Here is a 24,572-nt window from a genome sequence, read left to right as displayed (position 1 = left end):
CTGCCGCAACTCCGTCTTTGTGGTCCTGAGCGGACAATCTTGAGCGTGCCATATCCACGCTAAGCGACACAGTACACCTGTATGAATACTACCAGACGGGGATGATCCGGACAAGAAGGTTGAGGGGCTTGTGGAAGCGGAGTCTTCGCGCAGGGTTGGGCGGGGGAGGTCCAGGGCGGCGACCCGGTGGCCCGGACGCGCACCGATAGGTTGACCGCATGCCCGAGTCGATCGAGGTCTACTACGCGCGAGTCGCGTCCGCGGCAGATGCCGAAGGCCGCCTGGCACCCAACGCCGAGCTCCAGGCCTGGGAGGTGTTCCCGTTCGAGTCAGAGGGGCTGCGGCTCAGACCCCTCGAACCACTCGCCCAAGCGGAGCTTCCCCGGCACGGAGAGGGCGGGACGTCCTGTGACGGGTGCGACCGCGGCGACCAACGGTCCGCGGCCGTAGGCGAGGTCTGGCGCGACGATCACTGGCGCATCGCGGTCGCAGAGTCCAGCGGGGCACCGCTGATCCTCATCCTGTCGCCGCTGGCCCACCACGACTTCACCACGCTGCCGATGCCTCTCGCCGCCGAGATGGGGCAGATCATGGTCGCTCTCGGATTAGCGATCGAAGCCCTGCCGAGCGTCGCCCGGGTCCATGTCAGCAAGTGGGGTGACGGGGGAGAGCACGCGCACATCTTCTTCTACGCCCGGCCGAGCCGGATGCCACAGCTGCGCGGGACGATGATGGCGGTCTGGGACGACTACCTGCCGCCCGTGCCGGGGGACGTCCGCGACGGCAACGCTCGCGCGGTCGTCCAGGATCTGGTCCGCTCCTACGGGGGGCGTGCGGCCGGTCCGGTGGCCTGAGCCTCCGCTACCCCAGCTGCGGTCGGGTCACCTTCGCCCAGATCAGCGCGAGCAGTCCGCCGGTGACCCCGGCCACGCAGGTCCACACGGACTGCAGCAGCCCGGACCCGGCGCGGTACTGGATCCAGGTCACGGCCAGGGCGACGACCCACGCGGCGAGCCCGACGAGGATCAGCTTCACCAGGTCGATGGGGAGGGGCGCGGGGTCGGGGCGGCGCTGGTCGGGGTTCATGATCAGCGCGAAGACGGATGGCACCGTCACAGCCTACGGCGCCTCACCGGTCACGACCCGGACAGTGAGGTGGCAGTTCCGAGCGCATCGGCGACCGCGGCCAGATAGGCGCGGGCGACGTCGAACGGGGAGAGCCCGGAGGCCTCGACGCCGGCGTGATCGTTCTCCTCGTGCGCGAGCACGGCGGCGAGGGTCGGTCCGTACGGCCCGGACAGCGAGAGCAGGGCCTGGCCGACGTCGTCGGACACCCCGGAACGCGCGACCAGCACCGCGGGCGCGATGCGCAGCTGCGAGGCGACGGCCGAGAGGAGGCCGACCGTGTACGCGGCGTCGTCGTCGGCCAGGGTTCGGCAGGCGACCGCGCGCGTCAGGACGAACCAGAGCCCGGCGATCGAGTGGCCCCGTGCACCGACGAGCGACGACGCGGCCAGTGCCCCGAGGTGACGCGGTCCGAGGAGGGTGACGGCCTGCCCGATCGAGTCGATCCGGTGCGCGCCCCCGAAGATGCTCGAGTTGACGAGGTGCAGCACGCGGATCATGAGCTCGGGATCCGAGCCGACGATGCGGATGACCTTCGCGGCGTCGACCTCGCGGCCGTGCAGCGCGCGCATGAGCTCGAGGCACTGCATCTCGCCAGCGGTGAAATCGCGGGCGGTCGGCAGGGTGTCGCGCTGGAACAGCGGGCCCTGGTACAGGTCCACGCCGTGGCTCTCACCGAAGGAGACGGCGGCCTCGCTGTCGACCCGCTCGGCGATCACCGGGACCCCGGCGCGATGCGCGTAGCCGATGGCCGGTGCGGCGATCTCGGCGCCTCGTCCGAGATCCACCTTGGTGAACGTCACCAGGGGCAGGAGGAGGTCTTGCCGGCCGCCGGCCACGTAGTCCGCCAGTGCCAACGGAACCCCGGCGGCGCGCAGCCGACCGAGGTGAACGGCGGCGTCTGCCCGGTCGGCAAACTGCCGCGGGACCTCGAGGACGACCCCGCCTGCCGACTTCGGCACCGGCCACCGCCCCGTGAGCAGGCCGGTCGTGGCGCCGACGAAGACGACGGTCCCGCCGGTGAGGGCCGTCAGGTCGAGCTTGTCGTACTCCGCCTGGGCGAGGGCGTCGAGGCGTTCGCCGAAGTGGGCCTGCGACAGCGGTGCGCGGACGACGACGTTCACGGCGTACCCGTGCACGTTCCGGTCCTGTCGCACGACCGGCTGGCGGTGCACCGTGACCTCGGTCGAGGCTCCGGCGGCCATCACCGCGCGCGTCGGGCTGGGGTCGGTCCAGGGGCTGATCGGGAGGGTCATAGGTCAGCCGAGCGGAGCCTGCATCGGCCAACCGCTGTCGTCGAGGACGACCTGGCAGGCCGCGCCGGTGGCGAGGTTGATCACGACGGGGGCCAGCAGGTTCGCCGTCGTCGGGACCTGGTCATATCCCGGGTGGACGACGACGAGCAGCAGCGGGTCATCGCCGTCGGCCAGGCCGAGCGCCTCGCGGGTGGAGGCGCCGACCGTGGGGGTGTAGTCGGCGAAGAACACCTCGGGTCGGACGACGAACAGGCGCACGGCGGGGTTGCTCGCGCTGCGCAGCGCGAAGAGCGTGCCGTCGTCGTCGAGACCGTCGAGCTCGTACTCGAGGTGCTCGGGCAGGCCCGGGAGCGGTGTGACGGGATGGACGAGAGTGGTCATGGTGCTCACCTTAGGAAGTCGAGCAGCGAGGGCTGGAGCACGCGGGCCGTTGCTCCCAGGGCGGCCTTGTAGGCCACCTCCTGCATCTGGAGCTCGACGACACTGGCGGCCAGGTCGACGTCCTCGAGGCTGCTGAGCTGGGTCGTGAGCTCGGTCTTGGTGGCGAGCGCGCGGGTCTCGGCCCCGAGCACCTGTGACTGGCGGGCGCCGACCCCGCCGAGCTCGGTGAGCATCGCGTCGCGGTGAGCGTCCAGGGTGTCGAGCTCGGACGTGACCTCACCGCCCGAGCGCAACGTGAGAGCGATCCGGTCGAGCGTCGCGAAGACCGAAGCGGCCCCGGCCCCGAAGGCCTTCGCGCCGTCGACGTCCACCCGGATGAGGGTGTTGGCGTCGACGCGACGGTTCACCGTGTCGGCGGTGCCGTTCATCGTGTAGGTCGCGACGCTGCCGACGACGGCCGGGTCGGCCGGGACGACCGTCACCGCGCCGGCGGCGTTCGAGGTCCCGGCGAAGATCTGCCGGCCCTGGTAGGTCGTGTTCGCCTGGCTGAGCAGCGTCTGCCGCAGACCCTCGAGCTGGACCGCGAGGGCCTCTCGTGCCTGCGGGTTCAGCGCGCCCGAGTTCGAGCCCTGAACCGTGAGGTCGCGGGCCTGCCGCAGCGCGTCGAGCGAGGCGTTCAGTGCGGTGTCACCCGTGGTGAGCCAACCGTTGCCGTCGTCGATGTTGCGGCTGGCCTGCGTGTTCGCGCGCAGCTCGGCCCGCAGGGTGATGGCCGACGCCGTGCCGGCCGGGTCGTCCGACGGTCTGGCGATCTTGGTGTTGCCGGACAGCTTGTTCTGGAGGTCCGCCATCACGGCGAGGTTCTTCTGCAGGTTCGCCAGCGTCGAGCGCTGCGTGGTCTGCTGTGTGACGCGTCCGATCATGGTCATCTCCCTACGAGGCCGGTGCGGTTGATGAGGGTGTCGAGCATCGCGTCGATCGCGGTGAGCACCCGGGCCGCGCCTTCGTAGGCGCGCTGGTAGGTGAGCATGTTGACGGCTTCCTCATCGACATCGACGCTCGCGTTCGACATCTGCAGGCCCTCGGCATTGCTCCGCGTGGCCTCCGTGATGACCGCGCTCTGCTTGGCGGACCGGGACGTCACCCCGATGTCGGCGACGAAAGCGGTCCACAGTGCGTCGGGGCCACCGCTGTCCTTGCCCAGCTGCGCCATCGCATCACCCATGGATCCGTCGAGCGCACCGCCCAAGGGCTTGCCGACGGCGATCTCGTCGACGTTGGTGATCGCGACCGCGAAGTTCGCTGCCGCCGAGGCTCCGGGCGTGGCGGGCGTGAGCTTGAAGAAGGCACCCCCGGCGACTCCCGCGGCGGTCACGGCAGAGCCGTGCTGAGTGTTGACCATGGAGATCAGCTTGTCTGCGACGGTGTCGTAGTCCGCCGCAACCCCGGTGAGGATCCCGCCCTTGGCCGCGGTCGCCAGCGTGTTGACCATGCCGACGACCATCCCGGACTCGGCGCCGAGCTGCGCGCCGCCCTTCCAGCTGACGGTCACGTCGGCGCCCATCGTCAGCGAGTTCGCGTTGATCTCGATCGAGTAGGCCTTGTCGCCGCGCACGATCGCGTTGCCGCCGATCAGGACGTCGACCGTGCCGTCCGAGCGCTCGACCGCGCTCGCGCCCACGAGCGAGGACAGCCCGGTGATCAGCTGGTTGCGCTGGTCGATGAGCTCGTTCGCGGAGCCGCCCGAGACGAGGACCCCGCGGATGGACTGGTTCAGCCCGGCGACCATCTCGGCGGACGAGTTCACGTCGACGACGGCGGCTTCGAGCTCGGTCCGCGTCTGGCCCCACTGGGTCGCCACCGCCGCGTGGCCGGCGGAGATCCGCTGGGTCAGGGCCGTGGCGTTCTCGAGCAGGACGTTGCGGAACGCCGCGGACCCGGGGTTGTTGCCGAGGTCCTCCCAGCCGACCCAGAACTTCTGCAGAGCGTCGGACACGCCCAGGTCGCCGGGCTCGGCGATGGTCGACTCGAGGCGGGCATACGCGTCCGCCTTCGTCGCCGCGAACGAGGCGCTGCCGGTCTCGGCCCGCACCCGGGCGTCGAGGAAGATGTCGCCGAGCCGGGCGATGCCGGTCACGCCGGTGCCGTTGCCGGTGGTCAGGCCGGCGGAGAACATGGACGGTGAGGAAAGTGCCTCGACCGAGGCCAGGTTGGCGCGCTGGCGGGTGTAGCCGATCGTGTTCGCGTTGGCGATGTTCTGGCCGGCGACGTCCAGCGCCTGGCGCTGGGCGATCAACGAGCTCAGGGCGGTGTTGAGACCGGAGAAGCTGCTCACGGGTTCGCTCCCCTTAGAAGGACTGATCGATGAGCTGGGCGGTGGCGCCCGCAGACGACGGGTTTCCGTGGGGGTTGTAGGTCTGGACGGTCTCCTCGAGGCCGAGGATCGTCTCCTGGGCGGCGCGGTGCGAGCTCGTGAGGAGCTCGCGGTTCCCCTGCGCGACGTCCTGGATCTGAGAGGTCAGCGAGACGAACGCCTCGCGGTGACTGGTCAACAGGTCGTTCCACGGCGCGGGCGCGGCAGCTGCGAGGTCACGCAGCCCGCTGCCGGCCGTGATCCCGAACTCGCTGGCGGCGGCGTCGGCCTCGACCGCACGACCGAGCTCGGCTTCGCGGATCTGGTCGAGCACCTGCTCGACCTCCCGCGTGGCGTGCCCGAGCCAGCGGCTGCGTCCCGAGGAGAGCACGAGCTGCTCTTCCTCGAGCTTGAAGAGCAACAGCTCGAGCAGCTGGCGCTCCCGCCACAGCACGGCGGACAGCTCTGCCACACCCATCCGAGATCTCCTTCATGTGGTCGGTGTTCGTCAGTCGAGTTCACGGGTCTCATCGGACGGTCACCGGCCATTGTGACGGTTCGAACCCAACGAGTGTGGGACTCCGACGGACGCTCCGGACTCGCCCGGACGTACCCAGGCGAATAGTGCCAGCCCGAAGTTCGCCACACCGACGAACCAGAAGTGACGTAGGTCACACTTTAAGGGAGTATCTATGGTAAAGCCGCAGGTCGGAGCGGGGAGCGCGGAGGCGATCGACTGGTCGGTCGGGGTTGTGAGAACTTGCTTCGCCCAGATCCTCAAGACCGGGTGCCCCGGGGACGAGAACCTCTTTGTGCCCAACCCCGACGCAAGCATCGACGCCCTCGTGACGGCGAACCTCCCTCTTGTGGGATATCACGTCTCCGAGCTGCTCGGCCGTGTCCCCTCCTATGTGTCGCGCGACGACCTGGCCTCCGCCGGGTCGCTCGCCCTGGTGCGGGCCGCCCAGGCGTTCGACGTCACGACCGGGGTTCCCTTCGCCCGGTACGCGGCGCTCCGCATCCGCGGTGCGCTGCTCGACGAGCTCCGCTCGATGGACTGGGTCTCCCGCGGAGCCCGCCAGCGTGCACGCCGCGTCAGCACCACCCGCGACGAGCTCACCTCGCAGTTCGGGCGTACGCCGTCCCGCGAGGAGCTCGCGGCGACGCTCGGCACCACCGTGGCCGAGATCGACGCCGCCCGGGGCGACGCCGACCGCCGCATCCTCAGCATCGAGGCATTCGACAGCGCGATCGCCGACACCGTCTCCGAGCCCAGCATGGGCCCCGAGGAGACCCTCCTCGTCAACGAGAAGCTGCAGCACCTGCGCGCAGCGGTGACGTCCCTGCCTGAGCGGCTCAAGTACGTCGTCGAGCAGCTCTTCTTCGAGGATCGGCCCGTCATCGACCTCGCGGACGAGCTGGGCGTCACGCAGTCCCGCATCAGCCAGCTGCGCACCGAGGCGCTCGCCCTGATGAAGGACGGCATGAACGCCAGCCTCGAGCCGGCGCTCGTGCCCGCCGCCGACCGGCCCGACGGCGTCGCCGAGCGTCGCCGGAAGGCGTACTTCGAGCTCGTCGCGCAGCAGGCCTCGTTCCTGGCCCGCGCTTCGCAGCTCGCGACGCCCGGACCGGGTCGGCTGCCCAGCCAGCGCCCGGACTCTCAGGAGGTCGACGCGTTCATGCACGAAGGCGCGGGGTACGCCACCGCCTGACACGCTCGGATCGCGCGTTTCGGCCATGCCCTGCTCCTTCCGTCACCGGTAGGAGCGGGGCATCGTCGTTCGGGCACGGCCAGTCCCGGGGGCGTGGGCTGATCGTGCGAGCTCAGCAGTATCAGCCCCACTCACGGAGGAAGACATCGTGGCCCTGACGATCACGACCAACGCCGCGGCACGCACCGCGTACCGGAACGTCGCTCCCGCGCAGCCGGACCCGGCCACCCAGGCTTCGACGTCCGTGAGCCGCACACCCGTCCCGGTGTCTCGTGCCCCGCACCCGGACGCGACCGGGACCCGCCAGAGCGGGGGTGGGCCGATCGATCGCGCGGCGATGCCCATCACGGACACGATCTCGTTCACCAGCCACCAGGTGCCCGACGGCGCCTCGGGTCCCGTTCCGATCGGCGCGGGGGCGGGGAAGACCGGATCGATCTCCGTCGCGACCGCCGGGCGGGGGACCGGTGCCGGTGGCTCGGCTGTGGTGTCGGCCGGTGCCTCGGGTGTCCTGGCTCAGCCAGAGCCCGAACGGGCGCCTGCGGTGATCGAACCGAAGGGCATCATCACGGTCGGGCGCAAGACCCTCGACCTGACCACCGTCGAGTACCTGCCGACGGACGGCCCCGCCGCCCGTGCCGGCAAGCTCCGGGCCGCGATCGCGGCCGTCTTCGGCTCGGCTGTCGCAAGCGCGGCTGTCGCCGGCGAGGCCGTCGACGTCGACCCGAAGGCTCTGATCGCCGCGCCGACCTCGGCGACCGCGGCGACCTCGACCGACCTGGACCTGAACGCCGTCCAGGGCGCCACCACGCCCGTTGACCCGAATGCCGTCCAGGACGCCGCCGCCCGCCTCGATCCGAACGCCGTCCAGGACGGGTCCGAGTCTGGGGCCGACCTCGCGGTCGCGGGGACCTCCGCGCGCTTGTCCCCGATCCGGGACCACAGCACGGCGGCCGGACAGGTCAGGGTCACGGCCGCGGACATCGTGGCGCAGGCCGGAGCGGCGATGCTCGCCCAGGCCGCGTCGATCTCCCCGAGCGTTGCTCAGCTGCTGTACTGACCCAGCTGCACGAATCGCACCTGCGCGAAGAGGCCCTGCCCCCTGTCACGGAGGGGTGGGGCTTCCTTATTGAATCGGGTCTTCACGGCTTGTTGCCTCGGTGATCCGCCGGTCGCCACTAGGCCGATCGGGGGGATGCCCTTCCCGGTAGAGATTTCTTGGCGGGAATCCTTAACGGCCAGCACGGGGGACCGATAAGCACACTGCCAGCCCATGGACGGGCGGTAGCGGTTCACAAACAGGAGGATTCTCATGGCTCTCTCGATCAACACGAACGTCGCGGCGCTCAACGCGTACCGCAACCTCAACACCACGCAGAACGACCTGAGCAAGTCGCTCGAGAAGCTCTCCAGTGGTTTCCGCATCAACCGCGCGGCCGATGACGCTGCCGGCCTGGCGATCTCCGAGGGCATGCGCTCGCAGATCGGCGGCATCAAGATGGGCGTCCGTAACGCCCAGGACGGCATCTCGCTCGTCCAGACCGCTGAAGGCGCGCTGAACGAGACCCACTCGATCCTCCAGCGCATGCGTGACCTGTCGGTCCAGGCGTCGAACTCCGGTTCGCTGAACGCCGACGCCAAGACCAACATCCAGACCGAGGTGAACCAGCTCAACTCGGAGCTGACCCGCATCGCCGACACGACCAAGTTCAACGGGTCGCGTCTGCTCGACGGCACGTACAGCAGCGGCACCTTCCAGGTGGGCGCGAACGCCGGCGAGACGATCACCGTCAACCTCTCCGGTACGGGCATGTCCGCTGCGGGTCTCGGGACCACGGCCATCAACGTCACCGGCACCGCCGTTGGCGCCACGACTGCCGCTGTCGTCAACGCGGTCGCCGGTACCGCCGGTACCGTCACGACGGCTTCGACGGGTGGTTCGGACCTCGCGACGGCTGCGGGCTTCGACGACCTCAACGGCACGATCACGGTCGGGTCCAAGAGCCTCGACCTGTCGACGATCAAGTACGCGGCGCCGAACGGCACCACCGACGTCGCTGACCGCACCACCGTTCTGCAGAACGCGGTCACCGCTGCGTTCGGGTCGGACATCGCCAGCGCGACGGTCACGGGTAGCACTCTCGTGGTCACCGGCAAGACCCCCGCAGCCGGAGCGACCGCTTCTGCCGTGGCCGCGGCTTCGGTCACGTTCACGCAGGCGTCGGGTGCCTCTGAGGCCATCGGCATCATCGACAAGGCCATCACGACCGTCTCCAGCACGCGCTCAAACCTGGGTGCCGTGCAGAACCGGTTCGAGCACACGATCAACAACCTCAACGTCGCGGTCGAGAACCTGACCGCCTCCGAGAGCCGCATCCGCGACACCGACATGGCGTCCGAGATGATCAGCTTCACCCGCTCGCAGATCCTCTCGCAGGCCGGCACGGCGATGCTCGCGCAGGCGAAGTCGATCCCCCAGGGCGTGCTGCAGCTCCTGCAGTAAGCCTGCCTTCACTACCGGCGCTACCTGCAACGCGGACGAGCTCAGAGTTCAGCCGATCTGGTAGCACCAAAGCACTACAGCACGACCCGGTATGACCGATCGGTGGGGCGTGGACCTAAGCGTCCGCGCCCCACCGATCGGCATTTCACTCGTCAGGCAGACACGAGCTCGGCGCGACCGCATCACGACACCAGGAGATGGAGGTACCCGATGAGCGCAGCGATCGATGGACTGATCAGCGGCATTGATACCACCTCGATGATCACCCAGTTGATGACGCTGGAGGCGCTCCCGCAGACGGCGCTGAAGACGAAGGTCAGCACGACCGGCACGTTCGTCACCGCCCTGCAATCCCTCAACACGAAGGTCTCCTCGCTCGGCGACTCAGCCACGAAGGCCTCGTCTGCCACCTCCTGGGGTGCGGTGACCTCGGCCAGCTCGGCCACGTCGGTCACGTCGTCGGCCTCCGCCACCGCTTCGGCGGGATCGCTGACCTTCCAGGTCGACGCGATCGCGACGCGCCAGACCTCGGTCAGTGCGGCCGTGACGGACCTGACCGGCTTCTTCGGTGGCGTTACCCCTGCGACGCTCACGCTTGCGACCGGATCGCCCGCGAGCCCGACCGTCGCGGAGATCTCGATGACCGGGGTCACCGACCTCGCGAGCCTCGCGACCGCGATCAACGACGCCGATGCCGGCGTCACTGCGACGCTGGTCAAGATCTCCGCCACCGAGTCCCGCCTGCAGCTCTCGAGCAAGTCGACCGGCGTCGCGGGGGCCTTCGACCTCTACAGCGGCTCGGTCGCCGCTGCCGACGTGGCCGCGGCGACGCCGCTGATGGGCCGGGCCCCCGCCTTCGCCATCACCAACGCGGCAGACGCGCAGATCACCCTGTGGAAGGGCACGGGCGTCGAGCAGATCGTCACGTCGGCCACCAACACCTTCGCGGGCGTCCTGACGGGGGTCGACTTCACGATCTCCAAGGTCGAGGCGGATCCCGTCACCCTCACCGTCAAGCGTGACAACGCCGCGTTGACGGCCCTCGCTTCTGGGCTCGTCACCAACCTCTCCACGGTGCTCGCGGAGATCACCTCGCGGACGAAGTCCTCCACCACGACGGACAGCACCGGACGCACCCTCGTCACGGGCGGGATCTTCACCGCCGACAACTCGGTGCGCACCCTCAAGCAGTCCCTCCTCACGGCGGCCTCGGCGCCGGTGGACGGGATCTCGCCGTCGTCGATGGGCATCGTCCTCGGCAAGGACGGCACCTTCACGTTCGACGCGACGATCTTCTCCGCGGCCCTGGCCGCCGACCCCGCGAAGGTCCAGTCCGTCATCAGCGGGATGGCCGCTCGGGTCGCAGAGCTCGCGGACGACCAGTCCGACCCGATCGTGGGCGCACTCTCGCTGAAGATCACCAGTCAGCAGAGCTACGTCAAGGGTCTGGGTGACCAGGTCCTGGGCTGGGACAACCGGCTCGAGCTGCGGCGTGCGGCCCTGGAGAAGAGCTACGCGGGCCTCGAGGTCGCCCTCGGCAAGCTGAACTCCCAGTCCGACTGGCTCACCAGCCAGCTGACCTCGCTGACCGGCAGCAACAACTCGTGACCCGGAACACCAGCATCACCTCCGAGAGGACGTCATGAATCTCGCCCTGACCCGTATCCGGTTCCGGGAGAACGCGATCACGACCGCGGGCCCCCAGCAGATCCTCACGATGCTCTACGACCGCCTGGTGCTCGACCTCGATCGGGCCGCAGCCGCCCAGCGGGCCGGCGACCGCGGCGAGGCAAACAAGCAGCTCGACCACGCGCAGGACATCATCTCGGGGCTCGCCTCGACGCTCGACATCGACGAGTGGTCCGGCGGCCAGAGCCTCATGGACCTGTACATGTACCTCCTCAAGGAGCTGGTCGGCGCCTCGATCGTGGGCGACGCCGATCGGATCGCCGCCTGCAGCACGCTCGTCGTGCCGCTGCGCGACGCCTGGCACGAGGCGGCGGCTGCGGTCGCGGCCGAGGCGCAGACCAACATCCCCACCCAGCGCACCCGGGCGCTCGCCTTCGGCGAGTCCGCGGTGGGCGGTGAGCTCGGCGTGGGATGACCATCGTGATGGCGCGCAAGGTTGCCGCAGTCTCCGCCCCGACGTGGAACGCCGCCTGGTCGGACGCCCTCGCTGAGCTCGAGCTCGGGGTCGAGGAGATCGAGGCCGCGCTGCGCGCCGGTCACTCTCCGGCCGCCACCACCTGGCAGCCCCCCACGAACCTCGGTCAGCTCCCCGCACCGCTGCGGGACCGGGCCCAGGCCCTCGTGAACCGCCAGCTGCACGCCGCACGCGCCCTTGCCGAGGCCGCCGAGCACAGTCGCCGGCACCTGCAGGTGCTCGACCAGGTCCGCGCCACCCCCGAGGCGGCACCGGTCTACCTCGACACCGCGGGCTGACCTCGCTCGCTGAGCAGCCCGAGAAACCGAGAAACCCCGCCGAGAGGGTTACTTTTTCACCCATTTGAGGGAATGGGTGGAATAGCAACCCTCTCGGCGTTGGTGCATCCGGGGGAGGGATGAAACTCCCTCCGGCGGACCTCTTATGCCGGTAGGCGCGCGGCCGATGAGGCCCCTGAGCATGGATTGCTCGCCCCGAAGGCCACGGATCGGCCGAGCACCTGATTTTTGCCAAGGTGGTCTTCCTCGTGTTCGATTCCGTCGCGACTTCAGCGATCAGCAGCGCGCTCGACAGCCTTGCGCTGCGGCAGCGCGTGATCGCGAACAACATCGCCAACATCTCGACGCCCGACTTCCACGCGGGCAAGGTCCAGTTCGAGGACACGCTCGCCGCTGCGGTCAAGGACGGCTCCGGGGACGTCACGGCCACGGTCGCCTCCTCGCTGGAGCCGACCCGTCTGGACGGCAACAACGTCAACCTGGACGAAGAGACGCTGCTCAACGTCGACACGAACCTGCGCTACCAGCTGGCGACCCAAGCGATGGACGGCAAGTTCTCGACCATGCGCATCGCGCTGCGGACGAACTGATGACCATCTTCGGGGCGATCGGCATCGCGAGCACCGGCCTGACCGTGCACCGCAAGTGGCTCGACGCCGTCAGCGACAACCTCGCCAACATGAACAACGCGTCCTCGACCACCGAGGCCGCCTACCAGGCCAAGTACGTCGTCGCGCAGGCCAACGGCGGCGTCTCCGAGCCCGCCGGCGTCTCCGTCACCGGGATCGCCCTGGGCGACGCCGAGGGCCGGGTCGTGTACGAGCCGAACAACCCGCTGGCCGACGCCGAGGGCAACGTGCGCTACCCCGACGTCGACATGGGCAGCCAGATGACCCAGCTGATCATGGCCCAGCGCGGCTACCAGGCCAACGCCGCCGTCGTCGACCGCGCCAAAGAGACCTATATGGCAGCCCTGCAGATCGGACGTTCCTGATGAACATCGCCGCGATTGGCGCAATCTCCGGCGTGGCCGGCACCGGCTATCTCGGCGCGGCCGACGCCGCCGCAGGCGTGCAGACGGCGGGCGGTGCGGCGTTCGGCAACGTGATGACCGCGTCGGTCGACTCGCTGCAGGGCCTGCAGTCGACGTCGGACGCGCTCGCGGTCAAGGCCGTCTCCGGTGACCTCGAGAACGTCCACGACTACACCATCGCCTCGAGCGAGGCGAAGATGACGTTCGAGCTGACCGCGGCCGTCCGCAACAAGGCCGTCGAGGCGTTCTCCGAGATCATGCGGATGCAGGCCTGATGCCCGCCCAGATCACGGGCGCCCTCGGGCGCCTCCAGGCCTTCATCAAGCAGTTCTCCATCGCGCAGCGCACCCTCGGGCTGATCGGGATCGCCGGCGTCGTGCTCGGTGCGATCGCGCTGTCCAGCTACCTCACCAAGCCGACGATGAGCCCGCTGTTCGCGGACGTCTCGACGGCCGACGCGAGCGCCATCGTCGACCAGCTCACCGGCGAGGGCGTGCCGTACGAGCTCACCGACGGCGGCCGCACGATCCTCGTTCCGCAGGACCAGCTGTACGCGATGCGGCTCAAGGCCGCAGCCGCGGGCCTGCCCGCCGCCACCGACGGTGCGGGCTACTCGCTGCTGGACAACATGGGCATGACCGCCTCGGAGTTCCAGCAGACCACGACGTACCGCCGGGCGATGGAGGGCGAGCTCGCCAAGACCATCGGCGCCATGAACGGCGTCGAGGCGGCGACCGTCAAGCTGGCGATGCCCGAGCAGACGGTCTTCGTCTCCGACACCGCGGACCCCACGGCCTCGGTGTTCCTGCAGACCTCGCGCGGCACCACGCTCCAGGCCGAGCAGGTCACCGCGATCGTGCACCTGGTCTCGGCCGGGGTGCAGGGCATGAAGCCCACCGACGTCTCGGTGGTCGACGCCGAGGGGCACGTGCTCTCTGCGGTCGGCGGCCTGCCCGGCGGTGGCATGGGCGACCAGCAGACCTCGGACTACCAGACCCGGGTCGCGGCATCGGTGCAAGCCATGCTCGATCGCGTCGTCGGCGCCGGCAAGGCGGTCGTGACCGTCAACGCCGAGCTCAACCTCGACAACACCGACCTCACGAGCGAGACGTTCACCGCGACGCCCGGTGTCCCGGCGCTGTCGTCGGCGACCACGACCGAGACGTACAGCGGCACGGGCGGTACCGCCGCCGGCGTCCTCGGCCCCGACAACATCGCCGTCCCGGGCGGTGCCGACGGCACCGGCACCTACACCAAGGGCAGCGAGAACCTGAACCCGGCCGTCGACAAGGTCACCGAGCACACCACGACGACGCCCGGCAGCGTCCGACGGCAGTCCGTGTCCGTGGTGGTCGACCAGGATGCCGGCGCCGCGCTCAACATGACCGACCTGACCACGATGGTCACCGTGGCTGCGGGCATCGACACGACGCGCGGCGACAGCGTCGCGGTGTCCCGGATGGCGTTCGACACCACGACCGCCGAGGCCGCCCAGGCGGCGCTCGGAGCGGCGGATGCCGAGGCCAAGGCGGTCGCGCAGATGGACCTGATCAAGCAGGGCGCCATCGCGGGCGCGATCCTGCTGCTGCTCCTCATCTCGTTCGTCATCGCCAAGCGGAAGTCCGGCAAGGCGCGCCGCGAGGCGCTCGACCTCGGCGAGCTGCAGATGGTGAACGAGACCCCGATGCTGCCGTTCGGGGGCCTCGAGACGCTCGCGCTCATCCCCGCGGCGCCCCAGATCGACGAGGCCGCGGTCAAGCGGGCCGAGATCGGCAACCTTGCCGAGGACCAGCCCGCCGAAGTGGCCGACCTGTTGCGCGGCTGGCTCCAGACGGGCAACAAGCGATGACCGTCGCCACCGTCCCGACGTCGTACTCGGCGAACCTCACCGGGACCCAGAAGGCCGCCATCGTGCTCCTGCAGCTCGGTCGGGAGCGGGCCGCCCGCATCATGGCCCGGCTCAGCGAGGCCGAGATCGACGACATCACTGCCGAGATCGTCCGGCTCGAGAACCTCGACCCCCGGATCGCCGACAGCGTGATGGAGGAGTTCCACGCGGTCTCGATCACCGGGCCGACCCTGATCGCACGCGGCGGCATGGGCTACGCCCAGCAGCTGCTCGAGGCGTCGCTCGGGCCGGACCGCGCCCGGGCCGTCATGGACCGGCTGTCCACCGTGATGGCGGGCCAGCCGTTCGAGTTCCTGCAGAACGCCGACGCCCGGCAGGTGCTCTCGCTGCTGTCCGGCGAGCACCCGCAGACGGTCGCGCTCGTGCTCGCGCACCTGCGTCCGGAGCACGCCTCGGCGATCCTCGCCGGGCTGCCCGCGGTCACCCAGGGGGAGGTCGCCCATCGCATCGCCCTGATGGAGCGCGCCTCGCCCGACGTCGTCGCCGTCGTCGCCGAGAACCTGATGCGCAAGGCGTCGTCGGTCCTCACCCCCCAGGAGACGTCCGCCGTCGGCGGCGTGCAGCCCCTGGTCGAGATCATCAACCGGGCCGACCCGGGCACCGAGAAGCAGATCCTCGAGGGGCTCGAGGCCCGCGACAAGGCGTTGGCCGAAGAGGTCCGCAGCCGGATGTTCGTCTTCGGCGACATCGTGCTGCTCGAGGACCGTGCCGTGCAGCTCGTGCTGCGCTCGGTCGAGGGTGCGGTGCTGTCGGTCGCGCTCAAGGGCACGTCCCCCGAGGTGCAGGACAAGATCCTCACGAACCTGTCCGAGCGGGCCCGCGAGAACATCGTCGAAGAGATGGAGCTGCTCGGCCCGACCCGCATGTCCCAGGTCGAGGAGGCGCGCGCCGGCATCGTCCAGGGCATCCGCCACCTCGAGGAGAGCGGGCAGATCGTCATCCGCCGCGACGGCGAGGACGAATATGTCTAGCCCGACGCGGTTCCGCCCGTCGCCGGTCGGCGGCGTGCTCGAGGCGCAGGCCGACGCCGGTTCCGAGGCGGCGCGGGCTGCCGGCTGGGCCGCGGGCTGGGCTGCCGGCTCGCGGGCCGCGGCCGAGGCCGCCGCCGGTCAGCGCCGGACGCTCGACGAGGTCGAGCGCGTCGCGGAGCTCGCTCGCGGCGCCCGCGCCCAGGCGGCGCTGGTCGTGCTGCGGCGGGCCGCCGAGGCGATCTCGGCGCAGGTCGTCCCCGTGGTCACCGAGGTCACCGACCTCCTGGACGACGGCGTCGTCGCGCTCGCCGAGGCGGTGCTCGGCCGCGAGCTGGCCGGGTCCGACGACGGCGCGCGGCTCGCCCTGGCGCGCGCGCTCAGCCTCCCGGCCGAGGTGGGCGTGCACACCGTGCGCCTGCACCCGCTGGACCTGACCGTGCTGCTCGAGGCGGGCGTCCTTGCCGACCTGCCCGTGGGTGTCGAGCTGGTCGCCGACCGCACGCTGTCTCCCGGCGACGCGGTCGCCCAGTTCCCCGACGGCTTCCTCGACGCGCGGATCAGCGCGGCGGTCGCCCGTGCGCGGCGCGCCCTCGAGGAGCTGCGATGACCGCCGGCCTGCTCGCCCCCGCGTCGTCGCGCTGGGACCTCGCGCTCGCCGCGGCCCGGCCCGAGCGTGTGGGCACCGTGCGCACCGTCATCGGCCTCGCGATCGAGGTCGCCGGCCTGGACTGCGCCGTCGGCGGCCTGGTCGAGATCGGCGAGCCCACCCTGGCCGGTGCGCGCGCAGGGACTCCCGGCGGGACCGTGCTCGCCGAGGTCGTCGCGACCACGCGCGACCTCGCGCGCTGCATGCCGCTCTCCAACGTCCACGGCCTGCGCACCGGTGCACCGGTCCGCAGCCTCGGTCGCCCCATGACCGCGCCCGTCGGCCGCGGGCTGCTCGGGCGCATCCTCGACGGCATGGGCCGCCCGATCGACGGCCGCGGCCCGCTGCGCGCGAGCGGCCAGGTCGCCGTCGACGCCGCCGCGCCGGGCGCGCTCACCCGGGCCCGGATCACCCAGCCGTTGAGCCTCGGCGTCAAGGTCATGGACACGCTCACGACCGTCGGCCGCGGTCAGCGCCTGGGCCTGTTCGCCGGGTCCGGCGTCGGCAAGTCCAGCCTGCTGTCGATGATCGCGCGCGGTACCGACGCCGAGCTGACCGTCATCTCGCTGGTCGGTGAGCGTGGCCGTGAGGTCCGCGAGTTCATCGAGGACGACCTCGGCCCCGAGGGGCTCGCGCGGTCCGTCGTCGTCGTCGCCACGTCCGACGAGCCCGCGCTGGTGCGCCTGCGCTCGGCCTTCCTCGCGACCCGGATCGCCGAGTCGTTCCGCGACGAGGGCGCCGACGTCGTGCTGATGATGGACTCCCTCACCCGCGTCGCCATGGCTCAGCGCGAGATCGGCCTGTCCGTCGGCGAGCCGCCCGCGACCCGCGGCTACCCGCCGAGCACGTTCTCGCTGCTCGCCCGGCTGCTCGAGCGCGCCGGCACCGGACCGACCGGGTCGGTCACCGGCCTCTACACCGTGCTGGTGGACGGCGACGACCACAACGAGCCGATCGCCGACGCCGCCCGCTCGATCCTCGACGGGCACATCGTGCTCGACCGCAAGCTCGCCGTCGCCGGGCACTTCCCGTCCGTCGACGCGCTCGCCTCGATCTCCCGGGTCGCCGGCCGGGTCACCACGCCCGAGCAGCGGCGCCTGTCGACGGTGCTGCGCCGGGTCATGGCCGCGCGGCGCCAGGCCCAGGACCTGCTCGACGTCGGCGCGTACGCCGTCGGGACCAACCCGCTGGTCGACGCCGCCGTCACGCACGCCGACGCGATCGACCACTTCCTGCGCCAGGGCATGGACGAGCAGATCCCGGCCGCCGACTCCTGGCAGCAGCTCGGCGGCCTCGTCGCCCGGCTGGGGGTGTCCTGATGGAGCGCGCGTTCCGGCTCGCCGGCCTGCTGCGCCTGCGCAAGCTGCAGGAGGACCAGGCCGCGGCGCTCCTCGCTCAGGCGAACGCCGGCCTGCGGGTGACCGAGGCGCACCGGCACGGCACGCAGCTCGCCCTCGCCCGCCACACCCTGCCCGACGGCGACCAGCGGGTCTTCGCTACGGCCATCGCCGGGCGCGCCTCGCTCGGGGGGCTGCTCGTCGAGGCGACCACGGCCGTCGACGGGGCACGCGAGCGGGTCGTCCTCGACACCGGTGCCTGGTCGGCTGCGCGCTCGCTCTCTGTCGGGCTCGAGAAGCTCGAGGACAAGCACCGGGTCGTCGTCAACCGCGAGGACGAGCGGGTCGAGCAGATCGTGCTGGACGAGATCGCCTCGCGCCGCGCCCACGCCGGGACGGGCGCGGCTGGCTCGGCCACCGGCGACCGTCGGGCTACCGGCGACCGTCGTGCGACCGAGACGGCGGTGCGGCGATGAGCGGGATGATCGACGTGCAGGCCCGGATCGGCGAGATCCAGGGGTTCATGACGGCGGTGCGCGCGCAGAATGCCGCGACCACGACCGTCTCCGCAACCACGGGCGCGTCGTCGACCACCTCGACGTCGGCGACCGAGACCAGCTTCGCCGAGGCCCTCATCGCGAGCCTGAGCCTCGGCGCGACCACGGCCGCGGGATCGACGACCGCGGGATCGACGACCGCTGCGGCCGGCACGGGATCGGCGTCCGGCCAAGGGCTCGTCGACGCCGCGATGGCGTACGTCGGGGTCCCGTACGTCTGGGGTGGCGAGAACCCGGCGACGGGGCTCGACTGCTCCGGTCTCGTGCAGCGGGCGATGGCCGACCTCGGCGTCGACGTCCCCCGGGTCGCGCGGGACCAGGCCACGCTCGGCACCGCCGTCGCGTCGCTCGACGCGGCCAAGCCGGGCGACCTGCTCATCTTCGACGGCGGTTCCCACATCGGCATCTACCTGGGTGACGGCCGGATGATCGACGCACCCAAGCCGGGCAAGTCCGTCGCGGTCCGCGACGTGTTCGAAACCCCGACGGCGATCCGTCGGGTGCTGCCGGAGGCCTCGGCCGCGAGTGCCGTCTCCGCGACCGCGGCCGTCACCGACGCGGGGACCTCGTCCCTGACCACCGACGCGGGGACCTCGTCCCTGACCAGCGCCGTCGACCTACAGCGCTATGCCCTGACCATGATGAGCGAAGGGGTGGCCGCATGAGCCTCCAGACCACGACGGCCGTTCCGTCCCGCACCGACTCCGCGGCGCTGCGCTCCGGCGCGGCGGGGAGCCGGGACCGGACGAGCGGGTCCTCGAGCCAGTTCGCGGAGCTGCTCGATTCGGCCGTCGATGCGCAGCCGGCCGAGGCGCGGTGGGCGGAGGTCCGCCGGACGGCCACTCGGCGGTCCGAGGCCCAGCGGTCCGAGGCGCAGCGGTCCGACGCCCAGCGATCGGATGCTCGGGCAGACGCCCAGCGGTCCGCGAGTCAACGCCTGGACAGCCGACAGCTCGACGCGCAGCGCTTCGACGCCCGGCGGCTCGACGCGCGCCAGCACGAGGCCCAGCGGTCGGAGCCGACGTCGTCCACCGTCGAGCGGGCCTCGACCGCCGCGGCTTCCGGGCCGACGGCGTCTGGCGACGGTGCGTTCGCACCGACGTCGGCGCGCACGTCCGGCGCGGGCACGGCGACCGGCTTGACGGACGACCAGGCCGTCGACGAGCAGGGCGCACCCGCGCAAGCCGCCGGCACCGGGTCGCTCGCGGCCCAGGCCCTGGCCGCTCAGGCGCTGGCTGCCCAGACGATCGCCGCGCAGACCGTCGCGGCGCAGAACACGGCCGCTCAGACACTCGCCGCACAGAGCGCCGCCGCGCAGACCCTCGCCGCTCAGGCGGCTGCTGCCCAGGCCGGCCTGGTGCAGCCCACCGCCCTTGCCGCCGCCGCGGCCATCGCTGGCACCACCGGCACCGCGACGGTCGGCGGTCTCCCCGCCGGCACGCCGGCCACCGGCGCACCGGCCGCCGACCCGACGATCGCCGTCGGCGACCCGCAGGCCACCGGGACCCCCGCACCGGGCGCCCCGGGGACCGCGGCGGGCGACGCCGCGGCCGGGGTCACGGGACAGGCGGCCACCGGGAACGACGCGGGAAGCGCGGGGAACGGTGCTGCAGGGAACGGCGCGGGGAACCCCTCCGCCGGCCAGGACGCTGCGGGTCAGGGCGCCGCGGGTCAGGGTGCTGCGGGCCGGGCCGGTTCGGAGCGTTCGCTCGCGACCGCCGCCGCCGGCGAGCCCGCCGCGATCGCGCCCACGCCGGCACTCGCCGCACCCACGCCCCAGGTCGCGCCGTCGTCGGCCGTGATCGACGCTGCGGCGGCGGTCGCAGCGCTCGGCGACTCGGCGACCGCACCGCTGCCGGCGGTCGCGCCGGTCGGCGGAGCCGCCCCGGTCGCCGCCCCGGCCGCGTCCACACCGGTTCCGCTCGCCAGCCCGCTCCCCGAGCGTCCGGTGGCCACGCAGCTCGCCGGCCCGATCGCCTCCCTGCGCACCGCGGGCGACGGCGAGCACGTCATGGTCATCCGGGTCTCGCCCGACACCATCGGCCCGGTGCGCGTTCTCGCGCACATCGGAGCCGACGGCGTCCGGATCGAGCTGCTCGGCGGGACGGACGCCGCCCGGGACGCGCTGCGCGCCGCGCTGCCCGACCTGCGCCGCGACCTCGCCGGCGTCGGGCTGCAGGCGAACCTGTCGCTCGGTGCGGCGGGGTCGGACCAGCCGGGCACCGGGAGCGGCAACGGCCTCGGGCTCGGCGGGCGCGACCCCAGTGGCCAGCCGGACCGCGGAGCCGGATCCGACCGGCCGACCCCGGGAGGGGCCCGCGCCGCGGCCGGTGCCGCGTCCCCGACCGAGCCCCCAGGGCCACGCTCCAGCCGCCTCGACATCACGGTGTGACACCCGATGACCCCCGACCTGCCACGAACCCGCACCACCGACGAGCTGGAGAACCACCCATGAGCATCGAGTCGATCACGGCGGCGAGCGCCGGCAGCACCCTGACCAGCACCGTCGTCGGCGGCGGGCTGTACGCCGGCGCCGAGAAGGCGATCGAGGCGTCCAGCGGCACGATGGACAAGCAGGCGTTCCTCGAGCTGCTGGTCACCCAGCTGCGCAACCAGGACCCGAGCTCGCCGATGGACTCCAACGCCCTCATGGCCCAGACGACGCAGATGGCGTCGATGGAAGCCCTCACCGAGCTGTCGACCACGTCACGCGAGAGCTTCGCGCTGCAGATGCGGGTCGCCGCGACGGCCATGGTCGGGCAGAACGTCAGCTACACCAGCGGAACCGAGACCCTCACCGGCGCGGTGACGTCCGTGTCGTTCGCGGGCTCCGTGCCGATGGTCACCGTCGGCGGCAAGGAGATCCCGCTCGACTCCATCTCGACCATCAGCGCCACGACCGTCACCCCCACCCCGGCCGCCTGACCACCTTTCCCCTCAAAGGAGATCCACCATGCTTCGCTCCCTCTTCTCCGGCATCAGCGGCCTCAAGGCCCACCAGACGATGCTCGACGTGGCCGGCAACAACATCGCCAACGTCAACACCACCGGCTTCAAGTCCTCGCAGACGCAGTTCCAGGACACGCTGTCCCAGGTGCTCACCAACGCCGGCGCGGCGGCGCCCGGCGTCGGCGGGACCAACCCGGCCCAGGTCGGGCTCGGCGTGCGCGTCGCGGGCATCACGACCAACTTCTCCCAGGGTGCGGCCCAGCTCACCAACCGCAGCACCGACATGATGATCAACGGGGACGGCTTCTTCACCCTGCGCAGCGGGAACGAGCAGTTCTTCACCCGCGCGGGCTCGTTCAACTTCGACTCCCTCGGCCAGCTGGTCACGCCCGACGGCGCGCTCGTGCAAGGCTGGGCCGCGGTGGACGGGGTGGTCAACCCGAACGGCCCGCTCACCGACATCAAGCTGCCGATCAGCACGCTGATGGGCGCCGAGGCGACCAAGACGGCGACCTACGTCGGCAACCTGCCCTCCGACGCGCTGGACGGCTCCGCGCCGCTGGTCAAGTCGATCGACGTGTACGACTCCCTCGGCAACACGCGCAGCCTCAAGCTCACGTTCACGAAGGCGGCCGGCGATTGGAGCGTCGCGGCGACCGACGGCACGGCGACGTTCCCCGTGGCGCCGGCCACGGGTCTGGTCACCTTCGACCCCGCCACGGGCGCGATCCTCACGCCGACCACGTTCACGATCGGGACGGCACCGGATGACGTCGCCGTCGACCTGTCCGCCCTGACCGGCTTCGCCGGGCTGAGCACGGTCGCGGCCGTGGCCCAGGACGGACAGGGGGCCGGGAACCTGCAGTCGTTCTCGCTGTCCCCCGACGGCACGCTCCTCGGGTCGTTCAGCAACGGGCTCAAGCAGGCCATCGGGCAGCTGTCGATGGCCACGTTCACCAACCCGACCGGTCTGGAGAAGGCCGGTGGCTCGATGTACCGCACCACGGTCAGCTCGGGCATCGCCCAGGTCGGCGTCGCGGGCACCGGCGGGCGCGGCAAGCTCGCGGGCGGCTCGCTCGAGATGTCGAACGTCGACCTGTCGGCCGAGTTCACGAACCTGATCATCGCCCAGCGCGGTTTCCAGGCGAACTCCCGCGTGATCACGACGTCGGACGAGCTCCTCCAGGAGCTCGTCAACCTCAAGCGCTGAGCCGGTTCGTCGGCGGCGTTCGCCGCCCGACGCTCGACGCTCGCCGCCCGCCAGCCCCGTCCGGCCGGCGCACCGAACTCACGATTTGCGAGAGTTCGGTGCGCCGGCCGCGCAGTTTCCTCTGGAAAGCGGGGGAGGGGGTCGGTGCGGGGTGGGGCGGGGGTCGGGGGGGGTGAAGCGGTGCAGTCAGGGGCGGTGGAACGCTCACACCGTCGGCCTTCGGGTCGATGAGGAACGTACAGGGCCCATGGATGGGCCTGGAGGATCGACCCAGGGATGGCCACCGTGATTATCGTGACGCGCCTCAACGGCACGCAGTTCGCGATCAACCCCGATCTGCTTCAGCGCATCGACAGCACCCCGGACACGATCCTCACGCTCGTGGACGGCACCAAGTTCATCGTGACTGAACCGATGGCGGAGGTCATCGACCTGATCACGACCTACCGTGCGACCCTCGTGGCCCGCGCGCAGGACGTGCAGCAGCACCTCGGCCTGCACAGCGCCCCGGACCTCCCTGACGACGACGAGCCGCTCGCGCCGCCCGTCCAGCTGTACCCCCGGCAGCTCTGATGGATCCCGCCACGATCATCGGGATCGTCGTCTCGTTCGGCGCGGTCCTCGCCTCCATCATCATGGAGGGCTCGAGCCCGATGTCCGTCATCCTGCCGCCTCCGATGATCCTCGTGATCGGCGGCACCCTGGGTGCCGGTCTGACCGGCAGCACGCTCAAGGACGTCAAGCGGGCGTTCGGTTCGTTGCCCAAGGCGTTCACGCTCAAGCTGCCCAAGCCCGAGGCCACGATCGACACCCTCGTCAACCTCGCCGACCGCGCCCGGCGCGAGGGCCTGCTCGCCCTCGAGGACGCGGCCAAGGAGATCGACGACGAGTTCCTCAAGTCCGGCCTGCAGGCCGCGATCGACGGCACCGATCCCGAGGACCTCCGGATGATCCTCGACGACAAGATCGCGACCAAGCGCGCGCAGGACCGCACCTCGTCGAAGTTCTTCGCCGACCTCGGCGGCTATGCCCCCACGATCGGCATCATCGGTACGGTCGTCTCGCTGGTCCACGTGCTCGAGAACCTGTCGTCGCCCGACCTGCTCGGCCCCCTGATCGCCGCGGCGTTCGTCGCCACCCTGTGGGGCCTGCTCACGGCGAACCTGTTGTGGCTGCCGCTCTCGGCGCGCCTCAAGCGGGCGTCCGACCTCGAGTGCCAGCAGATGGAGGTCGCGGTCGAGGGGCTGCTCGCGGTCCAGGCCGGCGCCAACCCGCGGCTCGTCGGCGAACGCCTGCGCAGCTTGCTGCCGGTCGAGCCGGGCAAGGCGAAGAAGGCTGCAGCATGAGCGGCCGGAAGCCCAAGGTCCACGAGGAGGAGCACGAGAACCACGAGCGGTGGGCCGTCAGCTACGCGGACATGATGACCGTGCTCGTCGGCCTGTTCATCGTGATGTACGCCATGAGCCAGGTCGACCAGACCAAGTTCGAGGCCCTCGCCGGCTCGCTCGCCGCGGGCTTCGGCAACGCCTCGCCCACGGTCCTCACGGGTGCGTCCGGCATCATGAAGGACGCCGGCGCCGTGCCGGCGAGCATCAAGCCGGCCGGCGAGACGAACCCGATCGCCCCCGCGGCCGAGCTCACGGAGGACGCGCAGAACCTTGTCGACGCCCGCGCCGAGCTCGCGCGTCTCGAGGCGATGCGGGACCAGATCGAAGCGAACCTCGTGGCCGCGGGCGTGGGCCAGCAGGTCAGCTACGGGATCGACTCGCGCGGCCTGATCGTCGGCCTGATCGCCAACGACTTCTTCTTCGAGACCGGAAGCGCCGTCCTCAAGCCGGCGGCGCAGACCGTGCTCAACGCGACCGGCCCTGCCATCTCGTCCATCCCGGACGAGATCTCGGTCGAGGGGCACGCCGACGCGATCCCCATCTCTGGTCGGTACCCGACGAACTGGGAGCTCTCGGCCGACCGGGCGACCCAGGTGCTGCGCCACCTGGTCGAGGTCGACGGGATCGCGGGCAGCCGGATCTCGGCGGTCAGCTTTGGCGACGCCCGACCCTTGACCAGCACCGACGGGAGCGACTCGCTCGCCATCAACCGCCGGGTCGACCTGGTCATCCGCAGCCCCTTGGCCGAACCGGTACGCGCCCTGCTACCAATCGTGATCGCAGCGAACGAAGGATGACAA

At 71.1% G+C, this 24,572-nt stretch carries 28 protein-coding genes; 22 read left to right on the top strand and 6 right to left on the bottom strand.

Annotated elements, in window-relative coordinates; genetic code table 11:
• The first annotated feature begins 218 nt into the window (after nt 1-218).
• Complete coding sequence (locus EUA98_RS15855) at nt 219-854, top strand: hypothetical protein (protein WP_130103666.1); 636 nt, start codon at nt 219-221, stop codon at nt 852-854.
• A 7-nt stretch (nt 855-861) separates the two neighbouring features.
• Here the strand turns inward: EUA98_RS15855 and EUA98_RS15850 are convergent, their stop codons facing one another.
• The 6 genes from EUA98_RS15850 to flgN are packed head-to-tail and all read right to left on the bottom strand — an operon-like array spanning nt 862 to nt 5,593.
• The gene (locus EUA98_RS15850) at nt 862-1,110 is read right to left on the bottom strand and encodes a DUF2530 domain-containing protein (RefSeq protein WP_130103665.1); all 249 of its coding nucleotides are present in this window, start codon (nt 1,108-1,110) and stop codon (nt 862-864) included.
• Nucleotides 1,111-1,136: 26 nt separating this feature from the next.
• On the bottom strand, nt 1,137-2,381 hold the full coding sequence (locus tag EUA98_RS15845) for an EAL and HDOD domain-containing protein (protein WP_130103664.1): 1,245 nt from the start codon (nt 2,379-2,381) through the stop codon (nt 1,137-1,139).
• 3 nt (nt 2,382-2,384) lie between these two features.
• Nucleotides 2,385-2,762: a flagellar assembly protein FliW gene (locus EUA98_RS15840; protein WP_130103663.1), complete on the bottom strand. Its 378-nt coding sequence runs from the start codon at nt 2,760-2,762 to the stop codon at nt 2,385-2,387.
• Nucleotides 2,763-2,767: 5 nt separating this feature from the next.
• A complete protein-coding gene (gene flgL, locus EUA98_RS15835; protein ID WP_130103662.1) occupies nt 2,768-3,685 on the bottom strand; it encodes a flagellar hook-associated protein FlgL in 918 nt (305 codons plus the stop codon).
• A gap of 2 nt (nt 3,686-3,687) precedes the next feature.
• The gene (flgK, locus tag EUA98_RS15830) at nt 3,688-5,097 is read right to left on the bottom strand and encodes a flagellar hook-associated protein FlgK (RefSeq protein ID WP_130103661.1); all 1,410 of its coding nucleotides are present in this window, start codon (nt 5,095-5,097) and stop codon (nt 3,688-3,690) included.
• A 13-nt stretch (nt 5,098-5,110) separates the two neighbouring features.
• Nucleotides 5,111-5,593, bottom strand: a complete 483-nt coding sequence (flgN, locus tag EUA98_RS15825) for a flagellar export chaperone FlgN (RefSeq protein WP_130103660.1) — start codon at nt 5,591-5,593, stop codon at nt 5,111-5,113.
• A 214-nt stretch (nt 5,594-5,807) separates the two neighbouring features.
• Between flgN and EUA98_RS15820 the strand changes: the two genes are divergently transcribed.
• From EUA98_RS15820 to EUA98_RS15720, 21 genes are all read left to right on the top strand, one after another.
• Nucleotides 5,808-6,827: a sigma-70 family RNA polymerase sigma factor gene (locus tag EUA98_RS15820; protein WP_130103659.1), complete on the top strand. Its 1,020-nt coding sequence runs from the start codon at nt 5,808-5,810 to the stop codon at nt 6,825-6,827.
• 148 nt (nt 6,828-6,975) lie between these two features.
• Nucleotides 6,976-7,887, top strand: a complete 912-nt coding sequence (locus EUA98_RS15815) for a hypothetical protein (RefSeq protein WP_130103658.1) — start codon at nt 6,976-6,978, stop codon at nt 7,885-7,887.
• A gap of 252 nt (nt 7,888-8,139) precedes the next feature.
• Nucleotides 8,140-9,330, top strand: coding sequence for a flagellin N-terminal helical domain-containing protein (locus EUA98_RS15810; RefSeq protein ID WP_130103657.1), 1,191 nt, complete (start codon nt 8,140-8,142; stop codon nt 9,328-9,330).
• A 210-nt stretch (nt 9,331-9,540) separates the two neighbouring features.
• On the top strand, nt 9,541-10,938 hold the full coding sequence (fliD, locus tag EUA98_RS15805) for a flagellar filament capping protein FliD (RefSeq protein WP_130103656.1): 1,398 nt from the start codon (nt 9,541-9,543) through the stop codon (nt 10,936-10,938).
• A 34-nt stretch (nt 10,939-10,972) separates the two neighbouring features.
• Entirely contained in the window at nt 10,973-11,434 is a 462-nt protein-coding gene (gene fliS / locus EUA98_RS15800; protein ID WP_130103655.1) for a flagellar export chaperone FliS, read from the top strand.
• A complete protein-coding gene (locus tag EUA98_RS15795; RefSeq protein WP_130103654.1) occupies nt 11,431-11,772 on the top strand; it encodes a hypothetical protein in 342 nt (113 codons plus the stop codon). Before fliS ends, EUA98_RS15795 begins: the two co-directional genes overlap by 4 nt.
• Before the next feature lie 248 nt (nt 11,773-12,020).
• Nucleotides 12,021-12,362 carry a flagellar basal body rod protein FlgB gene (gene flgB / locus EUA98_RS15790; RefSeq protein ID WP_130103653.1) on the top strand — a complete coding sequence of 114 codons (342 nt, stop codon included), beginning with the start codon at nt 12,021-12,023 and terminating at the stop codon, nt 12,360-12,362.
• Entirely contained in the window at nt 12,362-12,766 is a 405-nt protein-coding gene (locus tag EUA98_RS15785) for a flagellar basal body rod protein FlgC (RefSeq protein ID WP_130103652.1), read from the top strand. The genes flgB and EUA98_RS15785 overlap by 1 nt, the downstream gene beginning before the upstream one ends.
• Nucleotides 12,766-13,080: a flagellar hook-basal body complex protein FliE gene (gene fliE / locus EUA98_RS15780; RefSeq protein ID WP_130103651.1), complete on the top strand. Its 315-nt coding sequence runs from the start codon at nt 12,766-12,768 to the stop codon at nt 13,078-13,080. The genes EUA98_RS15785 and fliE overlap by 1 nt, the downstream gene beginning before the upstream one ends.
• Nucleotides 13,080-14,654 carry a flagellar basal-body MS-ring/collar protein FliF gene (fliF, locus tag EUA98_RS15775; protein ID WP_130103650.1) on the top strand — a complete coding sequence of 525 codons (1,575 nt, stop codon included), beginning with the start codon at nt 13,080-13,082 and terminating at the stop codon, nt 14,652-14,654. Before fliE ends, fliF begins: the two co-directional genes overlap by 1 nt.
• A complete protein-coding gene (gene fliG, locus EUA98_RS15770; RefSeq protein WP_130103649.1) occupies nt 14,651-15,685 on the top strand; it encodes a flagellar motor switch protein FliG in 1,035 nt (344 codons plus the stop codon). Before fliF ends, fliG begins: the two co-directional genes overlap by 4 nt.
• A complete protein-coding gene (locus tag EUA98_RS15765; protein WP_130103648.1) occupies nt 15,678-16,292 on the top strand; it encodes a FliH/SctL family protein in 615 nt (204 codons plus the stop codon). Before fliG ends, EUA98_RS15765 begins: the two co-directional genes overlap by 8 nt.
• A complete protein-coding gene (locus EUA98_RS15760; RefSeq protein WP_130103647.1) occupies nt 16,289-17,650 on the top strand; it encodes a FliI/YscN family ATPase in 1,362 nt (453 codons plus the stop codon). The genes EUA98_RS15765 and EUA98_RS15760 overlap by 4 nt, the downstream gene beginning before the upstream one ends.
• Complete coding sequence (locus EUA98_RS15755; RefSeq protein WP_130103646.1) at nt 17,650-18,144, top strand: flagellar export protein FliJ; 495 nt, start codon at nt 17,650-17,652, stop codon at nt 18,142-18,144. The genes EUA98_RS15760 and EUA98_RS15755 overlap by 1 nt, the downstream gene beginning before the upstream one ends.
• Entirely contained in the window at nt 18,141-18,890 is a 750-nt protein-coding gene (locus EUA98_RS15750; protein WP_207219112.1) for a C40 family peptidase, read from the top strand. Before EUA98_RS15755 ends, EUA98_RS15750 begins: the two co-directional genes overlap by 4 nt.
• The gene (locus EUA98_RS15745; protein WP_130103645.1) at nt 18,887-20,617 is read left to right on the top strand and encodes a flagellar hook-length control protein FliK; all 1,731 of its coding nucleotides are present in this window, start codon (nt 18,887-18,889) and stop codon (nt 20,615-20,617) included. Before EUA98_RS15750 ends, EUA98_RS15745 begins: the two co-directional genes overlap by 4 nt.
• Nucleotides 20,618-20,676: 59 nt before the next feature.
• Nucleotides 20,677-21,150, top strand: a complete 474-nt coding sequence (locus EUA98_RS15740) for a flagellar hook assembly protein FlgD (RefSeq protein WP_130103644.1) — start codon at nt 20,677-20,679, stop codon at nt 21,148-21,150.
• Nucleotides 21,151-21,178: 28 nt separating this feature from the next.
• Nucleotides 21,179-22,384 carry a flagellar hook protein FlgE gene (locus EUA98_RS15735; RefSeq protein ID WP_130103643.1) on the top strand — a complete coding sequence of 402 codons (1,206 nt, stop codon included), beginning with the start codon at nt 21,179-21,181 and terminating at the stop codon, nt 22,382-22,384.
• Between the two features lie 276 nt (nt 22,385-22,660).
• Complete coding sequence (locus EUA98_RS15730) at nt 22,661-22,957, top strand: flagellar FlbD family protein (protein WP_350339505.1); 297 nt, start codon at nt 22,661-22,663, stop codon at nt 22,955-22,957.
• Nucleotides 22,957-23,730: a motility protein A gene (locus EUA98_RS15725; protein ID WP_130103642.1), complete on the top strand. Its 774-nt coding sequence runs from the start codon at nt 22,957-22,959 to the stop codon at nt 23,728-23,730. The genes EUA98_RS15730 and EUA98_RS15725 overlap by 1 nt, the downstream gene beginning before the upstream one ends.
• Nucleotides 23,727-24,569 (top strand): OmpA/MotB family protein, encoded by an 843-nt coding sequence (locus EUA98_RS15720; RefSeq protein WP_130103641.1) that lies wholly within the window; start codon nt 23,727-23,729, stop codon nt 24,567-24,569. The genes EUA98_RS15725 and EUA98_RS15720 overlap by 4 nt, the downstream gene beginning before the upstream one ends.
• The last annotated feature ends 3 nt before the right edge of the window (nt 24,570-24,572 follow it).

The organism is Pengzhenrongella frigida (assembly GCF_004168625.1).
GTDB classification, from domain to species: Bacteria; Actinomycetota; Actinomycetes; order Actinomycetales; family Cellulomonadaceae; genus Pengzhenrongella; species Pengzhenrongella frigida.
This window is presented reverse-complemented; position numbering and strand designations above follow the sequence as displayed.

What these genes read in the sequence shown, in the direction of transcription:
- EUA98_RS15855 (WP_130103666.1), top strand. Translation starts at nt 219, where the DNA reads ATGCCCGAGTCGATCGAGGTCTACTACGCGCGAGTCGCGTCCGCGGCA.
- EUA98_RS15845 (WP_130103664.1), bottom strand. Translation starts at nt 2,381, where the DNA reads ATGACCCTCCCGATCAGCCCCTGGACCGACCCCAGCCCGACGCGCGCG.
- EUA98_RS15840 (WP_130103663.1), bottom strand. Translation starts at nt 2,762, where the DNA reads ATGACCACTCTCGTCCATCCCGTCACACCGCTCCCGGGCCTGCCCGAG.
- flgL (WP_130103662.1), bottom strand. Translation starts at nt 3,685, where the DNA reads ATGATCGGACGCGTCACACAGCAGACCACGCAGCGCTCGACGCTGGCG.
- flgN (WP_130103660.1), bottom strand. Translation starts at nt 5,593, where the DNA reads ATGGGTGTGGCAGAGCTGTCCGCCGTGCTGTGGCGGGAGCGCCAGCTG.
- EUA98_RS15820 (WP_130103659.1), top strand. Translation starts at nt 5,808, where the DNA reads ATGGTAAAGCCGCAGGTCGGAGCGGGGAGCGCGGAGGCGATCGACTGG.
- EUA98_RS15810 (WP_130103657.1), top strand. Translation starts at nt 8,140, where the DNA reads ATGGCTCTCTCGATCAACACGAACGTCGCGGCGCTCAACGCGTACCGC.
- fliD (WP_130103656.1), top strand. Translation starts at nt 9,541, where the DNA reads ATGAGCGCAGCGATCGATGGACTGATCAGCGGCATTGATACCACCTCG.
- fliS (WP_130103655.1), top strand. Translation starts at nt 10,973, where the DNA reads ATGAATCTCGCCCTGACCCGTATCCGGTTCCGGGAGAACGCGATCACG.
- EUA98_RS15795 (WP_130103654.1), top strand. Translation starts at nt 11,431, where the DNA reads ATGACCATCGTGATGGCGCGCAAGGTTGCCGCAGTCTCCGCCCCGACG.
- EUA98_RS15785 (WP_130103652.1), top strand. Translation starts at nt 12,362, where the DNA reads ATGACCATCTTCGGGGCGATCGGCATCGCGAGCACCGGCCTGACCGTG.
- fliE (WP_130103651.1), top strand. Translation starts at nt 12,766, where the DNA reads ATGAACATCGCCGCGATTGGCGCAATCTCCGGCGTGGCCGGCACCGGC.
- fliF (WP_130103650.1), top strand. Translation starts at nt 13,080, where the DNA reads ATGCCCGCCCAGATCACGGGCGCCCTCGGGCGCCTCCAGGCCTTCATC.
- fliG (WP_130103649.1), top strand. Translation starts at nt 14,651, where the DNA reads ATGACCGTCGCCACCGTCCCGACGTCGTACTCGGCGAACCTCACCGGG.
- EUA98_RS15765 (WP_130103648.1), top strand. Translation starts at nt 15,678, where the DNA reads ATGTCTAGCCCGACGCGGTTCCGCCCGTCGCCGGTCGGCGGCGTGCTC.
- EUA98_RS15760 (WP_130103647.1), top strand. Translation starts at nt 16,289, where the DNA reads ATGACCGCCGGCCTGCTCGCCCCCGCGTCGTCGCGCTGGGACCTCGCG.
- EUA98_RS15755 (WP_130103646.1), top strand. Translation starts at nt 17,650, where the DNA reads ATGGAGCGCGCGTTCCGGCTCGCCGGCCTGCTGCGCCTGCGCAAGCTG.
- EUA98_RS15750 (WP_207219112.1), top strand. Translation starts at nt 18,141, where the DNA reads ATGAGCGGGATGATCGACGTGCAGGCCCGGATCGGCGAGATCCAGGGG.
- EUA98_RS15745 (WP_130103645.1), top strand. Translation starts at nt 18,887, where the DNA reads ATGAGCCTCCAGACCACGACGGCCGTTCCGTCCCGCACCGACTCCGCG.
- EUA98_RS15740 (WP_130103644.1), top strand. Translation starts at nt 20,677, where the DNA reads ATGAGCATCGAGTCGATCACGGCGGCGAGCGCCGGCAGCACCCTGACC.
- EUA98_RS15735 (WP_130103643.1), top strand. Translation starts at nt 21,179, where the DNA reads ATGCTTCGCTCCCTCTTCTCCGGCATCAGCGGCCTCAAGGCCCACCAG.
- EUA98_RS15730 (WP_350339505.1), top strand. Translation starts at nt 22,661, where the DNA reads ATGGCCACCGTGATTATCGTGACGCGCCTCAACGGCACGCAGTTCGCG.
- EUA98_RS15725 (WP_130103642.1), top strand. Translation starts at nt 22,957, where the DNA reads ATGGATCCCGCCACGATCATCGGGATCGTCGTCTCGTTCGGCGCGGTC.
- EUA98_RS15720 (WP_130103641.1), top strand. Translation starts at nt 23,727, where the DNA reads ATGAGCGGCCGGAAGCCCAAGGTCCACGAGGAGGAGCACGAGAACCAC.